Annotated in this window: 18 protein-coding genes and 1 pseudogene; 15 read left to right on the forward strand and 4 right to left on the reverse strand. The window is 60.8% G+C overall.

The genetic code is table 11. The features are described from left to right. Positions 1 to 89: 89 nt before the first annotated feature. From HMPREF2681_RS07285 to HMPREF2681_RS07300, 4 genes are all read right to left on the reverse strand, one after another. On the reverse strand, positions 90 to 4,133 hold the full coding sequence (locus HMPREF2681_RS07285; protein WP_049194063.1) for a Pls/PosA family non-ribosomal peptide synthetase: 4,044 nt from the start codon (positions 4,131 to 4,133) through the stop codon (positions 90 to 92). After that, positions 4,130 to 4,948, reverse strand: a complete 819-nt coding sequence (locus HMPREF2681_RS07290) for a MarR family winged helix-turn-helix transcriptional regulator (protein WP_070546605.1) — start codon at positions 4,946 to 4,948, stop codon at positions 4,130 to 4,132. Before HMPREF2681_RS07290 ends, HMPREF2681_RS07285 begins: the two co-directional genes overlap by 4 nt. A 157-nt stretch (positions 4,949 to 5,105) precedes the next feature. After that, positions 5,106 to 5,402 carry a rhodanese-like domain-containing protein gene (locus tag HMPREF2681_RS07295; protein WP_016421494.1) on the reverse strand — a complete coding sequence of 99 codons (297 nt, stop codon included), beginning with the start codon at positions 5,400 to 5,402 and terminating at the stop codon, positions 5,106 to 5,108. A 153-nt stretch (positions 5,403 to 5,555) separates the two neighbouring features. After that, positions 5,556 to 6,029: an inorganic diphosphatase gene (locus HMPREF2681_RS07300; RefSeq protein WP_005510088.1), complete on the reverse strand. Its 474-nt coding sequence runs from the start codon at positions 6,027 to 6,029 to the stop codon at positions 5,556 to 5,558. 124 nt (positions 6,030 to 6,153) lie between these two features. Between HMPREF2681_RS07300 and dacB the strand changes: the two genes are divergently transcribed. The 15 genes and pseudogenes from dacB (at position 6,154) to HMPREF2681_RS07375 (ending at position 23,198) form a co-directional block, all read left to right on the forward strand. Next, positions 6,154 to 7,638 carry a D-alanyl-D-alanine carboxypeptidase/D-alanyl-D-alanine endopeptidase gene (dacB, locus tag HMPREF2681_RS07305; RefSeq protein WP_224433523.1) on the forward strand — a complete coding sequence of 495 codons (1,485 nt, stop codon included), beginning with the start codon at positions 6,154 to 6,156 and terminating at the stop codon, positions 7,636 to 7,638. A gap of 48 nt (positions 7,639 to 7,686) precedes the next feature. After that, positions 7,687 to 8,967 (forward strand): amidase family protein, encoded by a 1,281-nt coding sequence (locus tag HMPREF2681_RS07310; RefSeq protein WP_049171905.1) that lies wholly within the window; start codon positions 7,687 to 7,689, stop codon positions 8,965 to 8,967. Between the two features lie 10 nt (positions 8,968 to 8,977). Further along, entirely contained in the window at positions 8,978 to 10,051 is a 1,074-nt protein-coding gene (gene tilS / locus HMPREF2681_RS07315) for a tRNA lysidine(34) synthetase TilS (protein ID WP_241486362.1), read from the forward strand. 121 nt (positions 10,052 to 10,172) lie between these two features. Continuing rightward, the gene (hpt, locus tag HMPREF2681_RS07320; protein WP_016421490.1) at positions 10,173 to 10,757 is read left to right on the forward strand and encodes a hypoxanthine phosphoribosyltransferase; all 585 of its coding nucleotides are present in this window, start codon (positions 10,173 to 10,175) and stop codon (positions 10,755 to 10,757) included. A gap of 267 nt (positions 10,758 to 11,024) precedes the next feature. Beyond that, positions 11,025 to 13,703: an ATP-dependent zinc metalloprotease FtsH gene (ftsH, locus tag HMPREF2681_RS07325; RefSeq protein WP_070546611.1), complete on the forward strand. Its 2,679-nt coding sequence runs from the start codon at positions 11,025 to 11,027 to the stop codon at positions 13,701 to 13,703. A gap of 9 nt (positions 13,704 to 13,712) precedes the next feature. Continuing rightward, the gene (gene folE, locus HMPREF2681_RS07330) at positions 13,713 to 14,288 is read left to right on the forward strand and encodes a GTP cyclohydrolase I FolE (protein ID WP_016421488.1); all 576 of its coding nucleotides are present in this window, start codon (positions 13,713 to 13,715) and stop codon (positions 14,286 to 14,288) included. 86 nt (positions 14,289 to 14,374) lie between these two features. Beyond that, a complete protein-coding gene (gene folP, locus HMPREF2681_RS07335; protein WP_070546662.1) occupies positions 14,375 to 15,316 on the forward strand; it encodes a dihydropteroate synthase in 942 nt (313 codons plus the stop codon). A 5-nt stretch (positions 15,317 to 15,321) separates the two neighbouring features. Further along, complete coding sequence (gene folB, locus HMPREF2681_RS07340; RefSeq protein ID WP_005510214.1) at positions 15,322 to 15,726, forward strand: dihydroneopterin aldolase; 405 nt, start codon at positions 15,322 to 15,324, stop codon at positions 15,724 to 15,726. Next, positions 15,723 to 16,235 (forward strand): 2-amino-4-hydroxy-6-hydroxymethyldihydropteridine diphosphokinase, encoded by a 513-nt coding sequence (gene folK / locus HMPREF2681_RS07345; RefSeq protein WP_070546613.1) that lies wholly within the window; start codon positions 15,723 to 15,725, stop codon positions 16,233 to 16,235. The genes folB and folK overlap by 4 nt, the downstream gene beginning before the upstream one ends. Before the next feature lie 2 nt (positions 16,236 to 16,237). Then, positions 16,238 to 16,744, forward strand: coding sequence for a DUF3180 domain-containing protein (locus tag HMPREF2681_RS07350; RefSeq protein ID WP_049190665.1), 507 nt, complete (start codon positions 16,238 to 16,240; stop codon positions 16,742 to 16,744). Then, on the forward strand, positions 16,741 to 18,012 hold the full coding sequence (locus tag HMPREF2681_RS07355; RefSeq protein ID WP_070429764.1) for a DUF6779 domain-containing protein: 1,272 nt from the start codon (positions 16,741 to 16,743) through the stop codon (positions 18,010 to 18,012). The genes HMPREF2681_RS07350 and HMPREF2681_RS07355 overlap by 4 nt, the downstream gene beginning before the upstream one ends. Before the next feature lie 64 nt (positions 18,013 to 18,076). Beyond that, positions 18,077 to 18,997 (forward strand): Rossmann-like and DUF2520 domain-containing protein, encoded by a 921-nt coding sequence (locus HMPREF2681_RS07360; protein ID WP_070429763.1) that lies wholly within the window; start codon positions 18,077 to 18,079, stop codon positions 18,995 to 18,997. A 97-nt stretch (positions 18,998 to 19,094) separates the two neighbouring features. Further along, a pseudogene (gene panC / locus HMPREF2681_RS07365) lies at positions 19,095 to 20,036 on the forward strand (pantoate--beta-alanine ligase); the annotation flags it as partial. 314 nt (positions 20,037 to 20,350) lie between these two features. Beyond that, positions 20,351 to 20,773: an aspartate 1-decarboxylase gene (gene panD, locus HMPREF2681_RS07370; RefSeq protein ID WP_016421480.1), complete on the forward strand. Its 423-nt coding sequence runs from the start codon at positions 20,351 to 20,353 to the stop codon at positions 20,771 to 20,773. A gap of 247 nt (positions 20,774 to 21,020) precedes the next feature. After that, positions 21,021 to 23,198 (forward strand): PhoX family protein, encoded by a 2,178-nt coding sequence (locus HMPREF2681_RS07375; protein ID WP_070546615.1) that lies wholly within the window; start codon positions 21,021 to 21,023, stop codon positions 23,196 to 23,198. Positions 23,199 to 23,211 lie beyond the last annotated feature (13 nt).

The raw sequence follows: 23,211 nt of genomic DNA on the forward strand, positions 1-23,211 counted from the left end.
CTTGAAAGTGTCATAAACTCTCACAGTTTCACATTTGCAGCCCGTTGTGCCTACCAGGCTCCTACCTAAGCCCCCCCACTCAATCCGGGCTACTTCTTGGCCACCACTGGCTCAATTGGGTTACCTCGCCAGGAGGTGTGCGCAGGAACATGGTCACCGCGCATGACGAGAGAACCGGGTTCGACGCGGCAGCCGTCGTCAAGCACAGATGCCGGCAGTGCGACTGAGTGCGGTCCTAGGACGGAGCCGTGTCCGATGTGGACGGTGTCGAGCGTCATCACGCGGTCGGTGAACAGGTGCGTCTGAACGACACAACCACGGCCGACAGAAGCGCCCCGCTCGATTTTGACAAGGTCGGTCTCGGGCAGCCAGTACGTCTCCAGCCACACCCCGTGGCCAACGTTCGCGCCGAGCAGACGCATCGCGCGTGCGATACCGCCGGTGGCCATCGCCGGGTTCAGGTACCACGGTGCGGCAACCATTTCGACGAATGCATCCTGCAGCTCATTGAGCCAGACGAACTTGCTCCACAGTGGGTGATCACCGGGCTTGTGCTTGCCGACGCACACCCACTTGGCCACGACCGTGATGAGCAGCCCCAGCACACCAACAATCAGTAGCACGGCAGGGGAGAGCAGCCACGCGACCAGCAGGCCGAGCAGGGCAGCGCCAACGCCACCTGCAGTGACCAACTCCGCGGTGAACATGCCAAGGGCCTGCAAGATAAACAGCGTGACCGTAGCCAACATGAGAGAGACCATCGGTGCCAGGACGCGCAGTGTCTCGACGATGCCGCGGGCGACCTTCAATCCCGTAGTCGGACGGTAGGTCTGCGCCGACTCATCGCTGGAGACGGTGCCCACGCGGCGCATGCGCTCTGGCGGCGAACCCCACCAGTTGGAGCCGGACTTGGTCTTCTTCGGGGTAGAGGACAGCACGGCCACCAGCGAGTTCTTCGCCAGCTTGCGTTCTGGAAGCGTGATGCCGGAGTTGCCCAGGAAGGCGCGCTTGCCGATGCGGGAGTCACCCACCAGCAGCCAACCGCCGCCGAGCTCGTAGCTGCCGACCATGGTGTCGTCAGCCAAGAAGGACTCGTCCTTGACGTGCAAGAACTTCGGAATACCGATCGCGGTGGAGACTTCGCTGTCGTGACCAATTTGGGCGCCCAGTGCACGCAGCCACAGCGGCGTCAACATGGAGGCGTAGATGAAAAATAGGTCGTGACGGGCAGCGTCCATCAGGCGAATTGTCGCCCACGACTGCCAACCCACGCGCGAACGCACCGGGAACACTCCCGGCTTCAGGCCGATGCTGAACAGGCGCACGAGAATCAGCGTCAGCAGGGCATACACCGCAACACCGACGAAGGTGGCGGGAATAGCCCACAGCACGGCGCTACCCAGCGTTGGCCAGAGATTCGAGGTGGTTAGCTCGGTGGTGCCGTCGATAAGCCCCGTGCCCCAACCGATGACAGCAGCCATCGCGACCGCAGCGGACAGCGGCACCAGCGTCAGTAACACAGCAGTAAGACCGTAGATAGCCACCCAGTGGCGACGCGCCGGCGGGACTTCCTCCGGGAAGCGGTGCTTGGACCGGCCGACCTTGCGAGCCGGGGAACCCGACCAGCGCGCACCAGCCTTGACCTTCTTTTCACCGGTGACGGTGGAACCCGCCTCGATGTGAGCGTCATTGCCGATACGCGCGCCGGGCAGCAGCGTGGAACGGGCACCGATGCGGGCGTGCTTGCCAATAGTGACCTCGCCGACGTGGACGACATCACCATCGACCCAGTATCCGGACAGGTCTACCTCCGGCTCGATCGAGCAGTAATCATCCAGTTTGACCAGACCCGTCACCGGCGGCAGCGCGTGCAGATTCACGCCCTTACCAATGCGGGCACCCAGCATGCGGGCATACCACAGCACGAACGGAGCGCCCGCCACTGAGTGGGCGCCGGAGCTCTCTGCCAGGCGTTCAGCCGCCCATAGGCGCAGATGCACCGAGCCGCCACGCGGGTAATCACCCGGGGCGATGTTGCGCGTGAGCAGGCGTGTCGTCGCCGCGTTGATGGGCATAACCCCCAGCGGGGTCAGGAACAACACGGCCAGTACAGCCACCAACCAGCCTGGTAGTGCCAGCGGCCCGCCGATAACCCAGTTGATAATCGCAAGCCACGTTACCCAGCGCATGCCACGTGCCCACTGCAGAGGCACCATGAGGCCGACCTGCGCCCAACGGGTCTTGCGGGAGACAGGCGTCGGCTCGGGCACCTTTTCCAGGTGGGCGGTGGGGTCTGGCGCGTCGGCAAGCATGTCGTCGCTGATGAAACCGCGAGCGACCAATTCCTCGGCGAGGTTTCCCAGGCGTGGGTGGTCGTAGAGATCGCGCACGGCGACCTGTGGGGCGCGCTGACGAATGCGCGCGATGACGCTCGCCGCCGCCAGCGACGTGCCGCCCAGGGCGAAGAAGTCCGAGGCTGCGCCGGGCGCAGGTACGGACAGCACGTCGGCCCAGATATCGGACAGCCATTTCTCCACAGGGCTCAGCTTGTCGACGTCGCCCTCACCCGCACGTGCAGGCAGTGGCCACGGCAACGCCGCCTTGTCGACCTTGCCGGAGGTGCGAACCGGCAGCTCATCCATGATGTGCAGGCGTGGCACCATCGCGGCTGGCATGGCATCGCGGAGGGTGTCCATGCACTTGTCGTAGTCCATGGCTGCGGCGTCGCCACCGGCGCCGACGTAGCCGACCAGGATGGAGTCGCCAGCACCGGTCTTCTGCACCACGACAGTCGCCTGAGTAGCGCCGGGGAGGGCAGCCAGGTGCGCCTCGACCTCGCCGAGCTCAATACGGCGCCCGCCGATTTTCACCTGATCGTCGACGCGGCCGGTGAAGTACAGTCCGCCCTCATCCATGATGACGTGGTCGCCGGTGCGGTACGCGCGCTCCCAGCCCAGGGCTGGCAGCGGCGCGTACTTCTCGGCGTCCTTCTCCGGATCCAAGTAGCGCGCGAGTCCCACACCGCCGATGACTAGCTCACCCTTCGTGCCCGGTGGGACGGGGTTGCCCTCCTCGTCGATAACGGTGAGGTCCCAGCCGTCCAGAGGAAAACCAATGGTCACGGGCTTGCCAGGCTTCAGCTCGATGCCGGAGGCCACGACGGTGGCCTCGGTGGGGCCGTAGGTGTTCCACATCTCGCGCTCAGGGGTGGACAGGCGCTCGACCAGCTCTTGCGGGCAGGCTTCGCCACCGACGATGAGTAGGCGCACGCTGTCGAGTGCTTCAGCGGGCCACAGGCCGGCCAGTGTTGGGACCGTGGAAACGGCCGTGATGTGGCGGGAAATCAGCCATGGGCCCAGGTCTACACCGGAGCGCACCAGCGAACGTGGGGCCGGCACCAGGCAGGCGCCATTTCGCCAGGCCAGCCACATTTCCTCACAGGAGGCGTCGAAGGCGACGGACAGTCCGGCGAGAACGCGGTCGTCCGGGCCGAGCGGCCCTTCCGGGTGGTTGGCCAAGAACCAGCGGGCCTCCGCATCGACAAAAGCGGCGGCGCTGCGGTGGGTGACCGCCACGCCCTTGGGCTTGCCGGTGGAGCCAGAGGTGAAAATAATCCAGCAGTCATCGTCAGGAGTGGGCTCCTGCGAGATGATCTCGCGTGCGTTCGGCGGCGTCGGTTCCGTCGCTTCCTCGTCGGAGTCGGCGTCGAAGTCCAGCGGGCGGGGGCGATTACGCGCCGTAGAGCCAGCCAAATGTAGGCCTTCAGCATCGAAGTAACCAGCGATACCGGCCTCGCCGAAGACCATTTCGGCACGCTCGTCGGGGTCGTCCGCATCCACCGGAACGTAGGCGGCACCGGCAGCCATGATGGACAAAATTGCCAGGTAGAGCTCGCGGCTTCCCGACGGCATCCGCACACCAATGCGGTCGCCGCGACGGATGCCCTGTTCGTAGAGCCACGTAGCTGTGGAATCAATCTCGTTGATTAATTCCGCATACGTGACGACAACCTCGCCGTCATCGATGGCCTCAGCCTCAGGGAACCTTCGCGCGGTCGCCCGGACAATGTCAATGAGTGTGCGCTCAAGCGGCTGTTCCGTAGCACGTAGGAACTTCGCTTCAGTGGTTGTCACTTAGAAGATCCCTTCTTATTCTTCTTGCGCTTTTTCTTCTTCTTCGACTTCTTCCGTTTAGGACGCTGGGCATCGCTTGACGACGTCGCCTGCGTCTTATTCTCCGCCATGTTCTTGGTGTCTGTCTCAGTGGCCGTGACCTCTGGGGTAGCGGTCTCGGGGTTCTTCGCGCCGGCATCGGTTTCGGGGCTTGCAGCGGAGTCGTCGGCAAGCGATGCAAGCAGCGCGCGTACCTCGGGTGCGCATTCGGCGACGGCGGCGCGTTCGGCTCTGCGGAGTGAGCGTCGCAGAGATGCGCGGGTGGTGTTGCCCGTTTCTGTCAGCGCGATGAGCTGGCGGCGTCGATCCTTGGAGTCTCGGGTGCGTTCGACTAGATTTGCCGACTCCAGAGAGTCAATCAGGCGAACCATGTCAGAGCGGTCCATGCCGAGCAGCGCGCTCAGCTCGGTTTGAGCCATGTCGCCGCCATCGGCGATAGCCTCCAGAACCCAATACCCGCGGATGGAAATCGACTCAATCTGAGTGCGGCCCAGAGCCGCGTTGACACTGGCGCGGACAGCCGCATCGAGCTGTGCCAGGCACCAGGACGCGGATTTGCGCAGGGCGGCCGGTGTGACGGCGAGTTCGCTTGCGGAGCCGGGCTTGCACTTGGACTTAGCGCTGGCCTTGTTTTTCGCTTTCGCTCCCTTGCGAGCCTTCTTCGCCTTGGTGCTGCTCTGTGCGTCGACAGCAGGCACCTTCGCGTCTACGGCGGCTGCCACACCACCGCTGGTGTCGGCTGAGTCCGCCGAGGAAAGTACGGATGAATCAGACATACTTCCCATACTAGACAATCTGGGGAACCATCAATAATGGGACATGGCCAACTAATAATGTCCCTGTTTGCCTGCGGATTGTTAGAAGGTCGGTGCTTTGGGGTGGGTAGATAAAAGAAAAACTGCCCTGCAGGTAGGCAGGGCAGTTGTAGTTGATTTAGTTGGCCTTCTCCATTGGGCGGCCGAAGTGCTCCCAGTCGATCATGCCGCCGGTGATGACGATGGTGTCGATACCGTTCTTCTCCAACCAGGAAGAAACCTGAGCGGCACGTCCACCGGAGCGGCACATCAGGTAAATGTCGGAATCCAAATCCAGCTCGCCGTAGCGGGACGGAATCTCTTCCATGGGGATGTGAACGGCGCCGGTGGCGTGGCCGTCATCCCACTCCATCTGTGAGCGGACGTCAATGATCTGTGCGTCTTCGGGTACTTCGGATACGTTTACGGTTTCCATAGTGCGCACTATACGCAATCTGGCCTTATCGCCGGAAGCACAAAGGCCGCCGGAGGAAAACTCCGACGGCCGTAGCGCTGAATCACGGGAACTGCGTCAAAGGTGCGAGCCCCAGAAAGGGAGATTGGCTAGCGCAATTTTTACTTGTGGCTCTTACTTGTGGCGCTCGATAGCCTCAGCCAGGATGCGCTCAGCCTCAGCCTTGTCGCCCCAGCCCGAACCGGAAACTTCCTTGCCCGGCTCCAGGTCCTTGTAGTGGACGAAGAAGTGCTCAATCTCGTCCTTGGTGAACTGGGAAACATCGTCGATGTCCTGGTAGTGGTCGAAGCGGACATCATCCAGGACGCACAGCAGCTTGTCGTCGCCGCCGGCCTCGTCGGTCATCTTGAAAACGCCGAGCGGACGAGCCTTGACAATAACGCCCGGGAAAACCGGCTCCGGCAGAATCACGAGAGCGTCCAACGGATCGCCATCCTCGCCGAGGGTTTCATCGATGAAGCCGTAGTCGGCCGGGTAGGCCATTGGGGTGAACAGGTAGCGGTCGAGGTAGACCTTGCCGGTCTCGTGGTCGACTTCGTACTTGTTGCGCTGACCCTTCGGGATCTCAATAGTGACCTCAACGCTCACGGCGATGACTCCTTATAATCGGTGTACACTTCTCTGACGGCTATCTTATGCGAAACCCGCTCAAAATCGTTTATTTGTGCACCTTAAGTGAGGTTTTGTTTCCAGGAAGAAGGTGTTTGTGACCGTGGGTAGTACCGACTCTGACAGCTCCAAAACCGCCGCTAAGGGCACGCAAAAATCGCCCAGTTCCGTAAAATCCGGCAAGTCCAAGAAGTCGCGTGGACTGAAAATCGGCGGTGCCATCGCCGGTGTTCTCGTTATCGCAGCGGGCAGCGGCGTAGCGGTTGTCGTCAATAACAATCGTCAGATTGTGGTCGATGCGCCGCCCGCCGTCAGTCAAGCTTCTGTTCCCGTGACGGCTGCGCAGTCTTCGCTTGACGACGGCACTCTGGCCCAAAAAGTCAGCGCCATCATGGACGCTGCTGCGGCTGATCCAGCCTTCGGTGAGCTGCATGGAATTGTCAGCGATGCTTCGACCGGCCAGAAACTGTGGGGGATCAATGACACCGCGGTGGCCTTGCCGGCGTCCAGCATGAAGATTCTCACCGCGTCTGCCGCACTGTTGGACTTAGGTGAAGATCATCGGGTTTCCACCCGCGTCTCCCGGGTTACGGGGACTAATGACATCGTTTTGCACGGCGGGGGCGACCCTACCTTAAGCAAGGACGGGGAAGGGTTCTTCCAGGACTCGGCTTCAATCGCTGAGTTGGCGAAAAAGATTTCCGTGGTCATTCCGGAGGGGGTCGGCAAGGTTTATCTCGACAACTCTCTATTCACCGAGAGTTTCCACGAGACCTGGGAGCGCGAGGGGTTGGAGGACGGCTACATCGCACCGGTGGAGTCGGTGATGATGGATGCCGGTCGTATCGATCCGACGAATGAAGAATCGCAGCGCAGCGCCACGCCCGCTGCGGATGCAGCTGATGCGCTGGCCAAGGCGCTTGGTGCGGAAAACGGAGGCAGCCTGAGGGATGCAGCCAAGGATGGTCAGTCACTACCTCTGGACCCAGACATTGTTGCGCTCGTGCAGTCGGCTCCGCTAGTTACCCGTGTGCACGAGATGATGATTTACAGCGACAACGTGCTCGCAGAGTCCATTGCCCGTGAGGTGGCTATCTCTCGCGGTCTGCCGCCGACCTTTGAGGGGGCCGCACGTGCCGTGCGTGACACTCTCGCGGAGCACGGTTTTCCTCTCGATGGTGCGGTGCTGTCGGACTCCAGCGGCCTGAGCACGGATAACCGTATTTCTCCGCAGCATCTCTCCGAGGTGCTCAATTCCGCCGCGGGGCCGGTGGAATCGGCTGAGCAGGGAGGACTGGCGGAGTCGCAGGAGTCGTCGGAAAGCACTGCGTTGCGGTTGCGCCCACTGTTGGACAGCCTGCCGGTGGCGGCAGTGTCCGGCACTCTGGCGACGCGCTTTGCTGGTCAGTCCGGGGCGGGCATCGTCCGTGCGAAGACAGGCACGCTGAATAAAGCCTCGGCGCTGGCGGGGTATGTGGTGACGAAGTCGGGGCAGGTGCTGACGTTCGCATTTATTTCCAATGAAGCGAGCCTGTTGCCAGCAAGAGCTGCGGCGGATAAAGCAGCGAGCGCACTGGCAGATATCTAAACTGAGATTCATTTACCACTGAAAATAATTTGAGGAGATGAATCCGCAATGGCCTCTCACACTTCCGCGATTAGGAACTTGCCAACCGTTCACGAGATTGCCGCACTGGTTCGCGAGGGAAAGCTAAGCCCGGTGGACAGCGTGCAGCGCAGTCTCGACGCTATCGCCAGACTGGATGGAGGGATTCATGCCTTCCGTGAAGTGTGGGTGGATAGGGCTCTGCAGGCTGCGCGGGAACTCGAGCACAGCGAGAACCTCTCGGAGTTGCCGCTCGCAGGTGTGCCATTCGCGCTGAAGGAAAACACCGCTCTAGAGAACCCGTTTGTCCAGCAGTTGACTAGCGCCGGTGCAATCGCAGTGGGAACTACGGTGAATCCGCAGTTCTGTACGTGGGGGACGACGACGCTGCCGGGGCTGGCCGTCGACAATCCGATTCTGCCGGGGCACACTCCGGGTGGGTCCTCCGGCGGATCCGCAGCGGCTGTCGCCGCTGGGATGGTTCCGTTTGCGCAGGGCAACGACGGCATGGGGTCACTGCGTATCCCTGCAGCGTGCTGCGGGCTTTCGACCCTGAAGGCGACCCCGGGAACAATGCCGGGGCGCGTGGGCGGCAATGACTGGTACGGAATGTCTGTCCAAGGGGTGCTCACAGTCAACAACGAGGACTTGCGCCTGATTACCAAGATCCTCACAAATGGCATGGTGGATGCGGAGGATCCGGCGAAGACCCTGCCTGAAAACTTCGCCGTCAGCGTGGACACCACTGCGCCCGTATTCGGGTTAAAGGCTGCACCGGAGTACGTCGATGCGGCGCAACAGGCGGCGAGAGTATTCGCGGACAAGGGCTTTGCGGTGACGGAAAAGAACATGCCGTACCCGCTGAACCCACTGCCGATGCTCGCGCGCTGGACTGCGGGGGTGGCGGATCAGCTGCGCGACGAGCCGCGCCCTGATCACCTGGAGTGGCGCAACCGAGTCCACGCCGGCATTGGTCGCTTGCTGCGTTTCACAATCAATGGCCGCCAAGTGGCACGCGATGGCGCCCGCATCGAGCGTGAGCTGCCGGGTGACACCATTTTGATTACCCCAGCTTTGGCCAAGAATCCACCGCGGATCCGCGCATGGCATCGCATGCCCTGGATTGTGAACCTGTTGTCCAATCTGCGCTTCACTCCTTACGTTTCGACGTGGAATTACCTGGGTTTCCCGGCCGGCATCGTTGTGGAGCCGACTTCTGGATTGCCGGTGCAGCTGATTGCCCGCCCGACTCAGGAGCGAATTCTGCTCACGGCGATGGAGACCATCGCAAGTGGTGGGCGCGTTGGCTAGACCTTCCACGTTGGCTAGGCCTTTTTGGCCGGACCGCAGCCCTCATTTCCTCATCATTCGGCAAGCTGTCCGCGCGATAGTGCCGCAGGTGGGGCAGGAGTTGGGCGGCGGTATCGTCATTGGGCTTTCCGGCGGTGCGGATTCGCTCGCCCTGACCGCCGGGGCCTGTGCGGAAGCTTTCGGGTCCAAGGGGGCACTGGCCGGCCGCAACGTTCACGCCGTCGTCGTTGATCATCAGCTTCAGCAGGGCTCTGCAGAAGTCGCTGAGCGCGCCGCCCACATAGCTCGGGGGATGGGGGCTACGGCCGAGGTTATCGCGGTCGATATCAATAACGATTCCGACCGCGGTCCCGAATACGAGGCGCGTTTGGCTCGACACCGAGTCCTACGGCAGATCGCCCAATCTCGAGGTGCGGCACTGATGCTCGCCCACACGTTGGACGACCAGGCGGAAACAGTTTTGCTGCGACTGGCCAGAGGGGGCGGCCCGCAGGCGCTGTCCGCTATCCGAGACAATCTCACGTGGTCGGACGGGACTCGGATTCTGCGTCCGCTGCTCGGTGTGCGACGCACCGACACTCAGCGCTGCTGTGAAGAGCTGGGCCTAAAAGTCTGGCATGACCCACACAACCAGGACGACCATTACGCCCGCGTCCGGGTTCGAAAGACGATTTTGCCGCTGCTGGAGCAGGAGCTGGGTCCGGGAGTTGCGGAAAACCTTGCTAAGACCGCGGGGATTGCAGCAGTCGACAATGACTTTTTGGACGCTCACGCCGATTCGGCTCTGCATGCGCTGCTGGGGGAGGAAGAGGCGTCGGCAAGCGGGAGCCTGTCTGTGCGAGGGGTGGCTGAGCTTGACGACGCCATCGCGGTGCGTGTCCTCGCACGTTGGTTGCGGCAGGCGGGTGCGGAGCCCAGCAGTAAACAGATCGACATGGTGATGGCGCTCGTGCACCGCTATCACGGCCAGGGCGAAGTGCCGGTGACCCGCGGTCGCGATGGTGCTGACAGAAATGCCAGGTTGGTCGTTGAGCGAAAAGATGGCACTCTACAATTGGTAATGAATCGTCCCGCGGTGCCTTAAGAAGGGTGCCGCAATCCAACTTCCGGCGGCTGAGAACAATCGGTTGCCATAACCCTGAACTTGCACTGGGGCAGTTACGCTCCATCGACACGCCGCCATAGAAGTGCGGAAAGGAAATGCGATGCATGATGTGAAGGATTTCAACGTCCCCGCAAACCCCTACGGCGATGAGGTAGAGGCAGTTCTCATTGGCGAAGAGGAGCTGCATGCTCGCATTGACGAGATGGCGCATCGTGTGAATGAGAAGTACAAGGATGCCGACAGCGATCTGATTCTGGTCGCAGTGCTCAAGGGTGCGGTGTTCTTCCTGACTGACTTTGCTCGTCAGCTCAGCATTCCCAGCCAGATGGAGTTCATGGCGGTTTCCAGTTACGGAAACTCCACCTCGTCGTCAGGCGTGGTGCGTATTTTGAAGGACCTGGATCGAGATATTGAGGGACGCGATGTTGTGATCGTCGAGGACATCATTGACTCCGGCCTGACCCTGTCCTGGTTGATGAAGAACCTGCGCAACCGTAATCCGCGCTCCCTGGAGGTCATTACGCTGCTGCGTAAGCCGGAGGCTGTGCGCACCAGCCTGGATGTTGCGGATGTTGGCTTCGACATTCCGAACGAGTTCGTCATCGGTTACGGCCTGGATTACGCCGAACGTTACCGCGATTTGCCGTACGTCGGCACGCTTCACCCGCGCGTTTACCAGGGCTAGGTCTGTCTTCGGCGCTATTGCACAGTGCCGATGCTTGACGACGGGCATTGCGCGCGTACCTCCGGCAGTTCTAGCTGTCTTCTAGCGATGAAAAGTAGGAGTTGGAAACTTTTTTCGGTTGCGATGCGTTATGCCTACTGTGGGGTCAGGTGCCATGAGCCCTGGCCCCACGTTGTGTCATTGATGTGTCTTCGAGAAGAACTCGTTGATGCGTACAATTAATAAAAGCAACTAATAGATGTAGAGAGCGAAAAGCGAACCCACTGTATGGACAAGAAAAAGGTGTTCCGGTTTGCCACCGTTGCCGGCATCATCCTGATTATCCTCTTTGCTATTACTCAGCTGGCGGATGATTCCCGGGAATACCGCGAGGTGGATACGTCCGTTGCCCTGACCCAGTTGGATAAGGGCAATGTCACGGAAGCTCAGATCGACGATCGCGAACAGCGAATTCGCCTCACCCTGAAGAAGGGCGTGGAGGTCGAGGGCACTGAGGACGTCACGAAGGTGATGACCAAGTACCCAGCGCGTGCGACCGACCAAGTCTTTGACAAGGTCACCGCCGCCGAGGGCATGGAGAAGTTCGATACCAAGGTCACGCAGGATTCCTTCCTGATGTCCACCTTGGGCTTCCTGCTGCCGATGGTGATCTTCTTCTTCGTCATCATGTACTTCTTCAGCCGCATGCAAGGCGGCAAGAACGGCATGTTCGGCTTTGGTGGCAACCGCGCCAAGCTGCTGAACAAGGAGACCCCGACCAACACGTTCGAGGATGTTGCTGGTGCCGATGAGGCCGTCCAGGAGCTCGACGAGATTAGGGATTTCCTGCAGCACCCAGCTCGCTACGAGGAGCTCGGCGCGAAGATTCCGCGTGGTGTTTTGCTCTACGGTCCTCCAGGTACCGGTAAGACCTTGCTGGCCCGCGCCGTCGCTGGTGAGGCAGGAGTGCCTTTCTACACCATCTCGGGTTCGGACTTCGTTGAAATGTTCGTCGGTGTCGGTGCCTCTCGTGTCCGTGACCTGTTTAATCAGGCCAAGGAAAACAGCCCGTGCATTATCTTCATCGACGAGATCGACGCCGTCGGCCGCCAGCGTGGTGCCGGCATGGGCGGTGGTCATGATGAGCGTGAGCAAACCCTGAACCAGCTGCTGGTGGAGATGGATGGTTTTGGTGATCGTCAGGGTGTGATCATCATGGCTGCGACCAACCGTCCGGATATTCTCGACCCGGCGCTGCTGCGTCCGGGCCGTTTTGACCGACAGATTCCGGTGGGCGCACCAGACCTGAAGGGCCGCGAGGCAATTCTGAAGGTCCACGCCCGGAACAAGCCGCTTGGACCGGATGCGGATCTGACGTCGCTGGCGAAGCGCACCGCCGGTATGAGCGGTGCTGATCTGCAGAACGTGCTGAATGAAGCTGCGCTGCTGACCGCTCGCGTCAACGGCAACATCATTACTGCGGATGCGCTGGAAGAGGCAGTCGACCGAGTTATCGGCGGTCCGCGCCGTACCTCCAAGGTGATTTCCGAGCAGGAGAAGAAGGTCACCGCCTACCACGAGGGTGGCCACACCCTGGCTGCGTGGGCGCTGAAGGACATTGAGCGTGTTTACAAGGTCACCATCTTGGCTCGCGGTCGCACTGGTGGACATGCGCTGACCGTCCCCGAGGACGACAAGGGCATGTATAACCTGCCAGAGCTCTTTGCTCGTCTGGTCTTCGCCATGGGTGGTCGCGCTGCCGAGGAGCTGGTTTTCGGACTGCCGACTACCGGTGCTTCTGCCGATATTGAGCAGGCCACCAAGATTGCTCGCGCCATGGTGACCGAGTACGGCATGTCGCCGGAGCTCGGCCCGGTGAAGTACGGGGAGGAGCAGGGCGACCCGTTCGTTGGCCGCGGTGGCAGCGGCACTCTGGACTACTCTCCGGAGGTGGCAGCAACCATTGATCAGCAGGTTCGTTTGCTGATCAATAAGGCTCATGACGAGGCCTACGCCATCTTGAAGGAAAACCGCGACACTCTCGATGTTCTGGCTGAGAAACTGCTGGAGAAGGAGACTCTGCGTCGTCCGGATCTGGAAGTTATCTTCACCGATGTCGTTCCCCGTGAGCGCCTGAACTTCTTCGATAGCGACACTAAGCACCCGGCCGATGGCCGCGAGCCGGTGAAGACACCGGTGGAGTTGGCAATCGAGCGCGGCGAGGAACCGCCGAAGCGTGTCAACATCTTCGCGCCGGTGCGCCGCCGCGAACCAGAGAACCAGGACGCGGGCAACAACGGCAATGGTCAGGGGCCGGCAGGCTCCGCTGGTGCCGGTAATGCTAGTGTCCCGGGTCTGCCGGGCGCCCAGCAGGACCGACCGAATGTTCCGGTTTACGGTGGCACCCCACCGCCGGCTGGTTGGACCGCTCCAGGTTGGCCGCCGAAGGATACCGGCAGCACGCACGGTTCGGCTCCCGCACCGGCACCGGCGCCTGCGCCGACTCCTCGCCCGGAGGGGCAGAACCAGCCGGGTTCGCAGGAAGGCCAGGGCAACGCGCGTGGCCAGCACCCGGGCACTGCTAACTACCCGGCAGGTGCGCCGGACTTCGGCTCGAAGGCAACCGGTACTGGTAGCAGCGGTGGCAACGGCCCCGCGAATATCCCTGCCCCTCCGAAGATGCCGTGGGACAGGCAGGGCGGACGTCACCGCCAGGACAACTCTGGCAGCGATGCCACCCCGACTACGGTGATGCCGTCGGCAGGACAACAGCAGGAGCTGCGCGGATTCCGCCTGCCGGATAACGAGCAGCCGGAACACACAGAACGTCCGGAAAACCCGAAGAACGCCGACAACTCCGATGACAAGGGGGCACAGATGCACGATTCGGATAAGGACGGCGTCGTCAAGCGAAACGAAGACAACAGCGCCTGGCAGGACAAGCCGGACACCAACGAGGAGCGATAAGTACACATCATGGAGCGCGAATTCGATCAGGGGCGGGCCGAGGCTGCGGTTCGTGAACTGTTGATTGCCGTCGGTGAGGATCCCGACAGGGAAGGCCTGAAGGAGACACCGGCGCGAGTGGCGCGAGCCTACCGTGAGGTTTTCGCGGGCCTGTTTGAAGATCCGTCTGAGGTGCTGGCAAAGACCTTCAACGAGGATCATCAAGAACTCGTTTTGGTGAAGGACATCCCGATTTACTCCACCTGTGAGCACCATTTGGTGCCGTTCTTCGGCGTTGCCCACATTGGTTACATCCCGGGCAAGGACGGTCGTGTGACGGGCCTGTCCAAGCTCGCTCGTCTGGTCGATGGCTATGCGAAGCGCCCGCAGGTGCAGGAGCGTCTGACCAGTCAGGTTGCGGATGCCTTGGTGGAGCGGCTGGATCCGGCCTCGGCGATCGTCGTCATTGAAGCGGAGCATCTCTGCATGGCCATGCGCGGTATCCGCAAACCGGGTGCGCGCACGGTGACCTCAGCCGTCCGCGGTGGCTTCAAGACGGATGCCCGTTCGCGCGCAGAGGCAATGGCGCTCATCCGCAAGAGCTAACGCAACAGTTAAATGGTCGATTGGAAAGGCTGGACAACAAGGTGACTGAATCCCCCTTGCAAGCGCAGGCAGGACAGCCGGCGGAGATGGGTATCGAGAATCAGCTCTGCAAAGTGATGGGCATTGTCAACGTCACCGAGGACAGCTTTTCCGATGGCGGCCTGTACAAGACCTTCGACGCGGCGATTGCCCATGCGCACGAGCTGCTCGCTGAAGGCGCACATATTCTCGACATCGGTGGCGAGTCCACTCGTCCCGGCGCACACCGCGTTTCCGAGGATGAGGAAATTGCCCGGGTCGTGCCGGTGGTCCGTGAGCTCGCGGCAGACGGGCACCTGATCAGCGTCGATACTATGCGCGCAAGTGTCGCAGAGGCAGCAATCGCCAGGGGCGCGGTGTTCATCAACGATGTCTCCGGCGGTCTCGCAGACCCCAACATGTACGCAGTCTGCGCCGATGCCGATGTGCCCATCTGCCTGATGCACTGGAAGACCGATCGCTTCGGCTCCGCTTCTGGGCGCGCCGAAACTCACCCGGACGGCATTGTCGCCGATGTTCGTGAGCACCTGCTTCAGCTTGTCGACGGTGCCATGGGTGCCGGAATCGTCGAGGAAAATATTGTCCTCGACCCAGGCCTGGGCTTTGCCAAAAACGCCGATGACAATTGGGCGCTCCTCCACGACCTGCCGGAGCTTATTGACCTCGGTTTCCCCCTGTTGGTCGGTGCTTCCCGCAAGCGTTTCGTCGCCGCCGTTGGCAGTGAGGTACGAGCACCAAAGCAGGCTGATGCCGCGACTACCGCAATTTCCGCGCTGTCCGCAGCGGCGGGCGCATGGGCGGTTCGAGTTCACAATGTGGCCGACAACCTCGACGCAGTGCGTGTGGCGCAGGCATGGAACCTTGGACGTTCACTGACCGGTTACACAGCGGCCGGCGACTATCCGGAAGGTGGGTCTAACCGCGCTGCGCAGCACAACGAGTCGGCTGCGGAATCACCAGCCGAGTCGGCTCTGGAAGGAGACGCGTAAACACAGTGGCTGATCGCATTGAACTCAAAGGTCTGAAAGCCCACGGCTACCACGGTTGTCTCGACTTCGAGCGCCGGGATGGCCAGGACTTCATCTGTGATGTCACCCTGTGGCTGGATTTCTCCGGTGCTGCTGCGAGCGATGAGCTGGACGACACCGTCAACTACGCCGACATTGCAGCCACAGCGCACGGAATTTTAACCGGCACTCCTCGCAACCTCATTGAAACAGTCGCGACCGAGATCGCCGAAGCAGTGCTTGCCGACGACGACGCCCGCGCCGAACGCGGATTGTCCCCACTGTTGCACGCGGTGGAAGTGACCATTCACAAACCACATGCGCCCATTCCGCTCGACTTCGATGACGCTGCGGTGACAGCCCGCCGTTCGCGGAAGAAGCGGTTGGCATGATTCGCGCAGTTGTTTCTATCGGCGCGAACATGGACCGCGCGCGAGAAAACCTAACAGGTGTGCAGGACTTCTTCGCCGATGAATTGGTCGCAGCTTCAAAAATTTATGCCACCCCGCCTTGGGGTGGGGTAGAGCAGGGTGACTTCCTCAATGCCGTGCTCATTGTCGATACGTCCCGGACACCAATGGAGCTGCTGGAAGCTGGTTGGAAACTGGAAAATGACGCTGGTCGAGTGCGCGAAATTCACTGGGGACCACGGGCGCTCGACGTGGACATTGTGCAGGTCACTGACAAGGACACCGGCGAGGAGATCATCTCTGACGATTCGACTCTGACCCTGCCGCATCCGTGGGCAACCGAGCGTGCCTTTGTACTGGTGCCGTGGCTCGATGCCGACCCGGATGCCGAATTGGGGGGAGTTCGGGTCGCAGCACTCGTCGATAAGCTGGCACCTGAAGACGTAAACGCAGTGCGTCTAGCAGACAGCGCGGATGGAGAAGAGGCCTAGAGATGAAACCGACCTCACCGATTACGTTGGCTGCATCTGCGCTGGTTCTCGCGCTGGCGTCATGGATGATCGTGGCACAGTTTTTCGGTGCGCTCGGGCCACGAAGTTGGTGGGACCTGGGGTTTCCCTGGTTGCTCACAGCTGTCTGTGTGGCGGCAGCGCGGTGGATTAAGTCGGTGCTGAAAGAGGGGAAGGTCGGGCAGGATCGCAGCCAGGTGCAGCCGTTAACGTTGTCGCGATGGCTGGTGGTCGGTACGGCATCCGCATGGTTGGGGGCGATTCTCGGAGGTTTGTACGCCGGTGGCGTGCTGTGGGCTTTGCCGAAGTGGACGGAGCTTGCGGCTGCACAGGCCGACGGGCCGATCATGATTGTCGGCACAGTATCCGGCATTTTGCTCGCTGCGGCGGGGCTGTGGCTGGAAAAAGTTTGCCAATTGCCAACTGATGGCGAAAATTCTTCGCCTCCTAGCGGGGAAATGGGAACTAACTCGGTAGGGTGGGAGTTATGACTGACCTCTCCAACGCCGGTAATGACCCGAAGCGCTCGGGTGATGCCGCATATTTTCAGGGCGACGCGGCAGCTACTTCGTCGGATATGGCCGAGTCTCCGTCTCCGTCGCCTTCTTCGGCTTTCGAAAGCTACTCCGCTGGGGCTAACTCCGGGGCTGATGCGGCATATGCAGATGAGCAGAGCAATGATGTGACGAAATTCAGTTCTACCGATGGTATGACGGAGAAAACCGCCGTCATTCTCATGGTTGTGCTGCTGATGCTCGCGGTGATTGCCAGTATCGTCATGCTCTTTGCCTCCTCTGCCGGGTGGATGAAGGTTGCCGTGCTGCTGGCGTTGTGGTCGGCAGTTATCGGGGCTGTGCTGGTGACTCGATACCGCAAGACCATTGCGCTGGAGCGCAAGCGGTTGGAGACAATCGAGGAACTGCACAAGGTGGAGCTTGACCGCGAGCTGGCTACTCACCGTGAGCAGGAGCTGATTCTCGAGCAGAACTACCTGGACTCGCTTGAGGGTAACAACGATGACAACATTGCGGCGCTGCGCGCTGAGGTCTTTGCACTGCGTGCCCAGCTTGCTGAGTTCATGGGGGAGGATTTCGACGACGAGCAGGTTGCTCTTCGCGCCCAGGCCGAGCGTCTGCGTGAGCTCGACTCGCCACAGCAGGCCTCGCCGATGAAGGATCCGACCGGTCACGACCGGCCGACACCACGCGCGACTTCCCACCGCGCTGAGATGACCGCTAACGGCACTGTTGGCGTTCATACCCAGCACGGCGGCACGGGCTCCGCTTCCTCCGCTTCGCCGGTTGAAGACGCCGAGGCCACCGACATGCGCCGTACATTCTCGCCGTCTGGCCAGCCGGTTGACGTCCACGAAGTCGCCGATTCCAAGGATGACGAAGCCGTTTCCAAGGAGAAGTTCTCCACTAACTCTTTCCGCGCCATCAACTGGCAGGAAACCCCGGCCGAGGACGCCGCAGAGGATGATTCTCAGGGCGGTGCTCACGAGGCACACGGTGCACGGCACCCATTCGCTGCGCCGGAATCGGACGATGCCTCGGACTCTCCGACTCGCCAGCTGCAGGCCATTCGCGATGAGGACCTCGCAGAAGAGCCAGCTCAGAAACCGGCTCAGGCTCCTGAGCAGGAGCCTGCAAGCCACGGTCGGCGCCGTGCTGAGGACAACAAGGGCAGCCTGACGGTTGCCGAGCTGATGGCGCAGATGCGCAAGAAGAGGGAGCAGCGCGAGGACGAAGAGGCCTAGTCGCTTACCGAGTATGCGCGGCCTACTCACTGCACATAGCTGGTTTGGTCTAACCTAGTCAGTCATGACGCAAAGCCAGCATGATTCCCATCCCCATCGGACAACCGCTCCGCGGTTGGCGGTGGGGATTATTTCTGCCGGAAAAGTCGGGGTCGCGCTCGGCCAGGCGTTAGAGCACTGTGGGCATCGTGTCACTCACGTGGTCGCGCGCTCACCAGAATCTGTCACACGAGCGCATCTACGTCTCCCGAACGCACAGGTTAGTAGCATTGCCGACACAGCTTCCACCTGCGAGCTCATCGTTATCGCCGTGCCGGATCGCGCCATCGCAGAGGTCGCCGAGGAAGTCGCCCGCCATGTCGGCCCCGGACGCATCGTCATGCATACTTCTGGTTCCCTCGGGCGTGCCGTGCTCGATCCGGTCGCACTCACCGGCGCGCTGACCATCGCCGCCCATCCCGCAATGACATTCGCAGGGCTTGACGACGACTCCGAGCTCCTGACCGGTTGCCCATGGGGTATCACTGTTGGGGATGAGCTCGCGAAAACAGTCAGTGAACTGCTCATTGGTGAACTCGGCGGTCGTCCGGTGTTCATCAACGAACGTCACCGCGGCCTTTATCACGCGGCTATGGCCCACGGCTCAAACGGTCTGGGCGCAGTTGTGGTCGATGCAGTAGAAATGCTGGCAACCACTATCGGCGGAGACGCAGCAGCCGAAGACACCGACCTAGCTGAGCTGCGTCGAGGCCAGGCCGCCGAGCTGCTCCGTCCACTGCTGGAAGCTTCATTGGACAATGCCTTGAGGTGGGGTTCCCGGGGGCTGACTGGCCCGGTGACGCGGGACGACCTTGGGACCGTCGTCAAGCACGAACGTGAAATTGAAGCGGTGGCACCGGAAATGGGAACCGCCTACCTGGCTCTTGCCGAGCGCATCGCCGAGCTGCGCGGCGCCAACGAGGTTTTGCGGTACCTACGCCGATGAGCTGAGCGGACTGGCTGTTCTGGTCATCCGGGATGTGGCGTAAGGTATTGCCGTCGGGCGAAAAGTTTGGTCCGGTAGATCTGAACGCGGAGGAAACATGACGGGTTATACCGCCGGAGAGACAACTGTTCACAAGACTATTGCGGGAATCGCGCAGGTCACCCGTGCGTTGCGGAAGACCGGGCGGCCGGTGGTGCTCGTACCTACGATGGGTGCGCTACACCAGGGGCACCTTGAACTAGTACAGGCCGCGAAGACGCTGCCGCGCGCTGTTGTGGTGGTGTCGATTTTCGTCAATCCGCTGCAGTTCGGTGAGGGGGAGGACTTTGACGCCTACCCGCGGACTCTGGAGGAAGACGTTGAGAAGCTCCGCGCTGTCGGTGCTGAGCTGGTCTTTGCGCCGAACGCGAAGGAGATGTACCCCAACGGTTTCCGCACGACCGTGCAGCCGGGGCCGCTGGCTTCGGAGCTCGAAGGTGCTACTCGCCCGGGGCACTTTGCCGGTGCGTTGACGGTGGTCAACAAGCTTTTCAACATCACCAACTGCACTGATGCCGTTTTTGGTGAGAAGGACTACCAGCAGCTGTGCCTGATGCAGCAGATGGTCACTGACCTGAATATGCCGGTGCAGTTGCACGGTGTACCGGTGATTCGCGAGGCCGACGGGTTGGCTATGAGCTCCCGCAACCGCTATCTGTCCGAGGAGCAGCGCAATCTCGCAGTAACCCTGTCCGCTGCGCTGACTGCTGGTGCTTTTGTCGCGGACCGTGGTGCGGATGCTGTGCTGGAAACCGCGCGTGGTGTGCTCGCCAGCCAGCCTGAAGTCGAGTTGGATTACTTGGAGCTGCGTGACGCTGCGCTCGCCCCGCTTTCCGACGAGGCGTTGCGCGGCGACGGCCAGGAGACTGAAGCTCGCCTGCTGGTTGCTGCGAAGGTCGGCACTACTCGTCTCATTGATAATGTTGGCTTGATTCTGGGTGCGCCGCGCCCGGATTCGGCAAACGGTTTCGGGCAGCTCGGGCAGAAGGACGCCGAAATTGCGTCGGCGGCTCTGTCGGCGGCGGGGCTGGACGGCGAATTGACTGAGGAAGAGGCCGCTGAGTTGGCTGAGCTGCAGGAAAAGGTTCGTGCTGCTCGAGATGCTCGTCTGAAAGATGAGTCCAGCAGAGAAACTCTGAAGAACGCTGGCTTTGGCGTTGAGCAGGACAGCGAGTAGGACGGCTTTTAGAAGTAGTTTCTCGTGGCTGGGAAGTTGTCGTATTATAGTGTGCCGACTAATAACCTGCCACGCTAAGGGGTGCCGCGGTAGGCAAGCATCCAGGGGACGAATCCAGGAAGGGACCTACCTTTTTCATGTTTCGCACTATGTTGAAGTCCAAGATTCACCGTGCCACGGTGACTCAGGCTGATCTTCACTACGTTGGATCGTGCACGATTGACGCTGATCTGATGGAAGCGGCCGACCTGCTTGAAGGTGAAGCCGTCGACATCGTCGATATCAATAATGGCAACCGGCTTACTACTTACTGCATTACCGGAGAGCGCGGCTCGGGCATCATTTCCATCAACGGTGCCGCCGCTCGTCTGATATCGCCGGGTGATCTGGTTATTATCATCGGCTACGGAATGATGGATGACGCTGAGGCGCGTACGTACAAGCCGAATGTCATCTTCGTCGATGAGGACAACAAGATTCTGGAAAGTGGCAATGACCCGGCGGATGTGCCGGAGGGTTCTGATTTGAAGAATCCGCGTAGCCCGGAGAACCAGGGCTAGTCCACGTAGCCCGCAGAGCTGGGGCTCGACTGCGTAGTTGGAGAGAAGAGTCGAGCCGGAGAATCACAACACCAGGGTGTTCACTTTGCGTTAAAGCGCAAGTCATTAGACCGTCAGCTAAAGCTCATTGGCGAGTTGATTTTTAGAAACCGAAAGGTAACGCAACGTCCTTAGCTTCTTAGAGGATCTAAAAGTTTTAGTTTTCCATTTCCTCACCTAGTCGAAGCTATACAAAGGCGGTCTCCCCGTGGTTCGTATTGGCAAGAATCTGCTGACAAATCCTTTTGCTACCTCTCGCAGCTCTCTGACCTGCACTTACAAGTGTGGTAATGCTTGTGCTGACGATGCTCCGAACGAGTTCTCGGACAACCAGTACTTCGGTGATGTTGCGAAGGAGGCGTTCTCCCAGCGCGCATTCTCCCGTCGCGCGGCACTGAAGGTCACTGGTGCTAGTGCTCTTGCGGTCGGCGGTGGCGCCGTGCTGGCCGCTTGCTCCTCTGATGATTCGGGCAGCGCCGCAGGTGGCTCCGACGCCTCCGGTACCGCTGCTGCCGGTGACGGTAGCAAGGGCGAATCGCCGGAGGGTATGCGTTTCGACGCCGTCAAGCCGAACACGGAAGACGCAGTCGTTATCCCGGACGGCTACGAGCAGAATGTTCTGATTCGCTGGGGCGACCCAATCCACGAGGGTGGCCCGGAGTTCGACTTTGACAAGCAGACTCCGGAAAACCAGCTGAAGCAGTTCGGCTTCAACAATGACTTCGCTGGCCTGATTAAGGCTGAAGACGGCACACTGCTGTACGTCTGCTCGCACGAGTACACCACCGAGCCGATGATGTTCCGTGCTTACAAGAAAGAAGATGCTACTAAGGAGCAGGTCGACATCGGACTGGCTGCCCACGGCCAGACCATCCTTGCTGTGGAAGAGGATGACAAGGGATTCCTGAAGCCAATCCTGAGTGACAAGCGTAACCGTCGCATTACTGGCTTCACCGAGTTCACAGTCGACGGCCCGGCTGCTGGTCACGATCTGCTGAAGACCAAGGCTGACCCGACCGGTATGAAGGTCGAGGGAACTTTGAACAACTGCTCCGGTGGTGTTACTCCGTGGGGTACCTACCTGTCCGGTGAGGAGAACGTTGACCAGTACTTCGGCAACGTTGGCAAGCTCAAGGACGAGGACGCAGTTAAGAAGCTCAAGCGCTACTCGGTCAAGAATGAAGAGCTGTCCGACCGCGCGTGGGAGAAGTACTACGACCGCTTCGATGTCTCCAAGGAGCCGAACGAGCCGAACCGCTTCTTCTGGCTGGTAGAGATTGACCCATCTGACCCGAACTCCACCCCGGTCAAGCACACCGCAGTGGGCCGTTTCAAGCATGAAGCCGGTCAGATTTACGTCACCGACGACGGCACGGTCGTGTGCTACTCCGGCGACGACGAGCGTTTCGAATACATCTACAAGTTCGTCTCCTCCCGCAAGATTAAGGAGGGGGACCTCAAGCACAACATGGGCATTCTGTCCGAGGGCACTCTCTACGTCGGTAAGTTCAACGGTAATTCCGAGTCCGAGATTGACGGCTCCGGTGAGCTGCCGAAGGACGGCCGTTTCGACGGTGACATTGAGTGGCTTCCGCTGATGACCGCCAAGGCAGACGGCAAGCACGAGTCCCACGTTGATGGCATGACCGCCGAAGAGGTCTGCATCTACACCCGCATCGCCGGTGACAAGGTCGGTGCGACCCGTATGGACCGCCCGGAGGATATCGAGCCGTCTCCGAAGACCGGTAAGGTCTACGCGGCGCTGACCAACAACAAGTACCGCGGTAAGGCGGGCGCGAAGGACGACAAGGGCAAGGAACGCAAGGATGGTGCAGGGCGCCCGCTTGCCGACGCCGTCGAGGTCGCACCAATCACCGAGAACAAGAATGGCCTTGTTCTGGAGATGGAAGATGACCACGCCGGTACCAAGGGCAAGTGGAACCTCCTGCTGGTCTGTGGTGACCCGAACGAGGCTTACACCTACTTCGGTGGCTTCGACAAGGAATCGGTCTCGCCAATTTCCTGCCCGGACAACGTCGCCTTTGACGAGTACGGCAACCTGTGGGTTTCCACCGACGGCAACGCGCTGGACTCCAACGACGGCCTTTTCGCCGTTGCCGTCGAAGGCGAGCGTCGTGGTGAGACCAAGTGCTTCCTGACTGTTCCGGTTGCTGCAGAGACCTGTGGTCCGCAGATCTTCTCCAACCGCGTGATGGTCAACGTCCAGCACCCGGGCGAAATCGAGACGGATCAGGGTCATCCAGTCGGCGACAACCCGGACCCGACCACCAACCCGACCTCGCACTGGCCGGACGGCGGCAAGGAGCAGCCACGCCCGGCCGTCGTTCAGGTTGTACGCACTGATGGCAAGAAGATTGGCGTCTAAAGGGCACTCAACT

The sequence above is a fragment of the Corynebacterium sp. HMSC064H12 genome (assembly GCF_001809925.1).
Taxonomy (GTDB): domain Bacteria; phylum Actinomycetota; class Actinomycetes; order Mycobacteriales; family Mycobacteriaceae; genus Corynebacterium; species Corynebacterium jeikeium_D.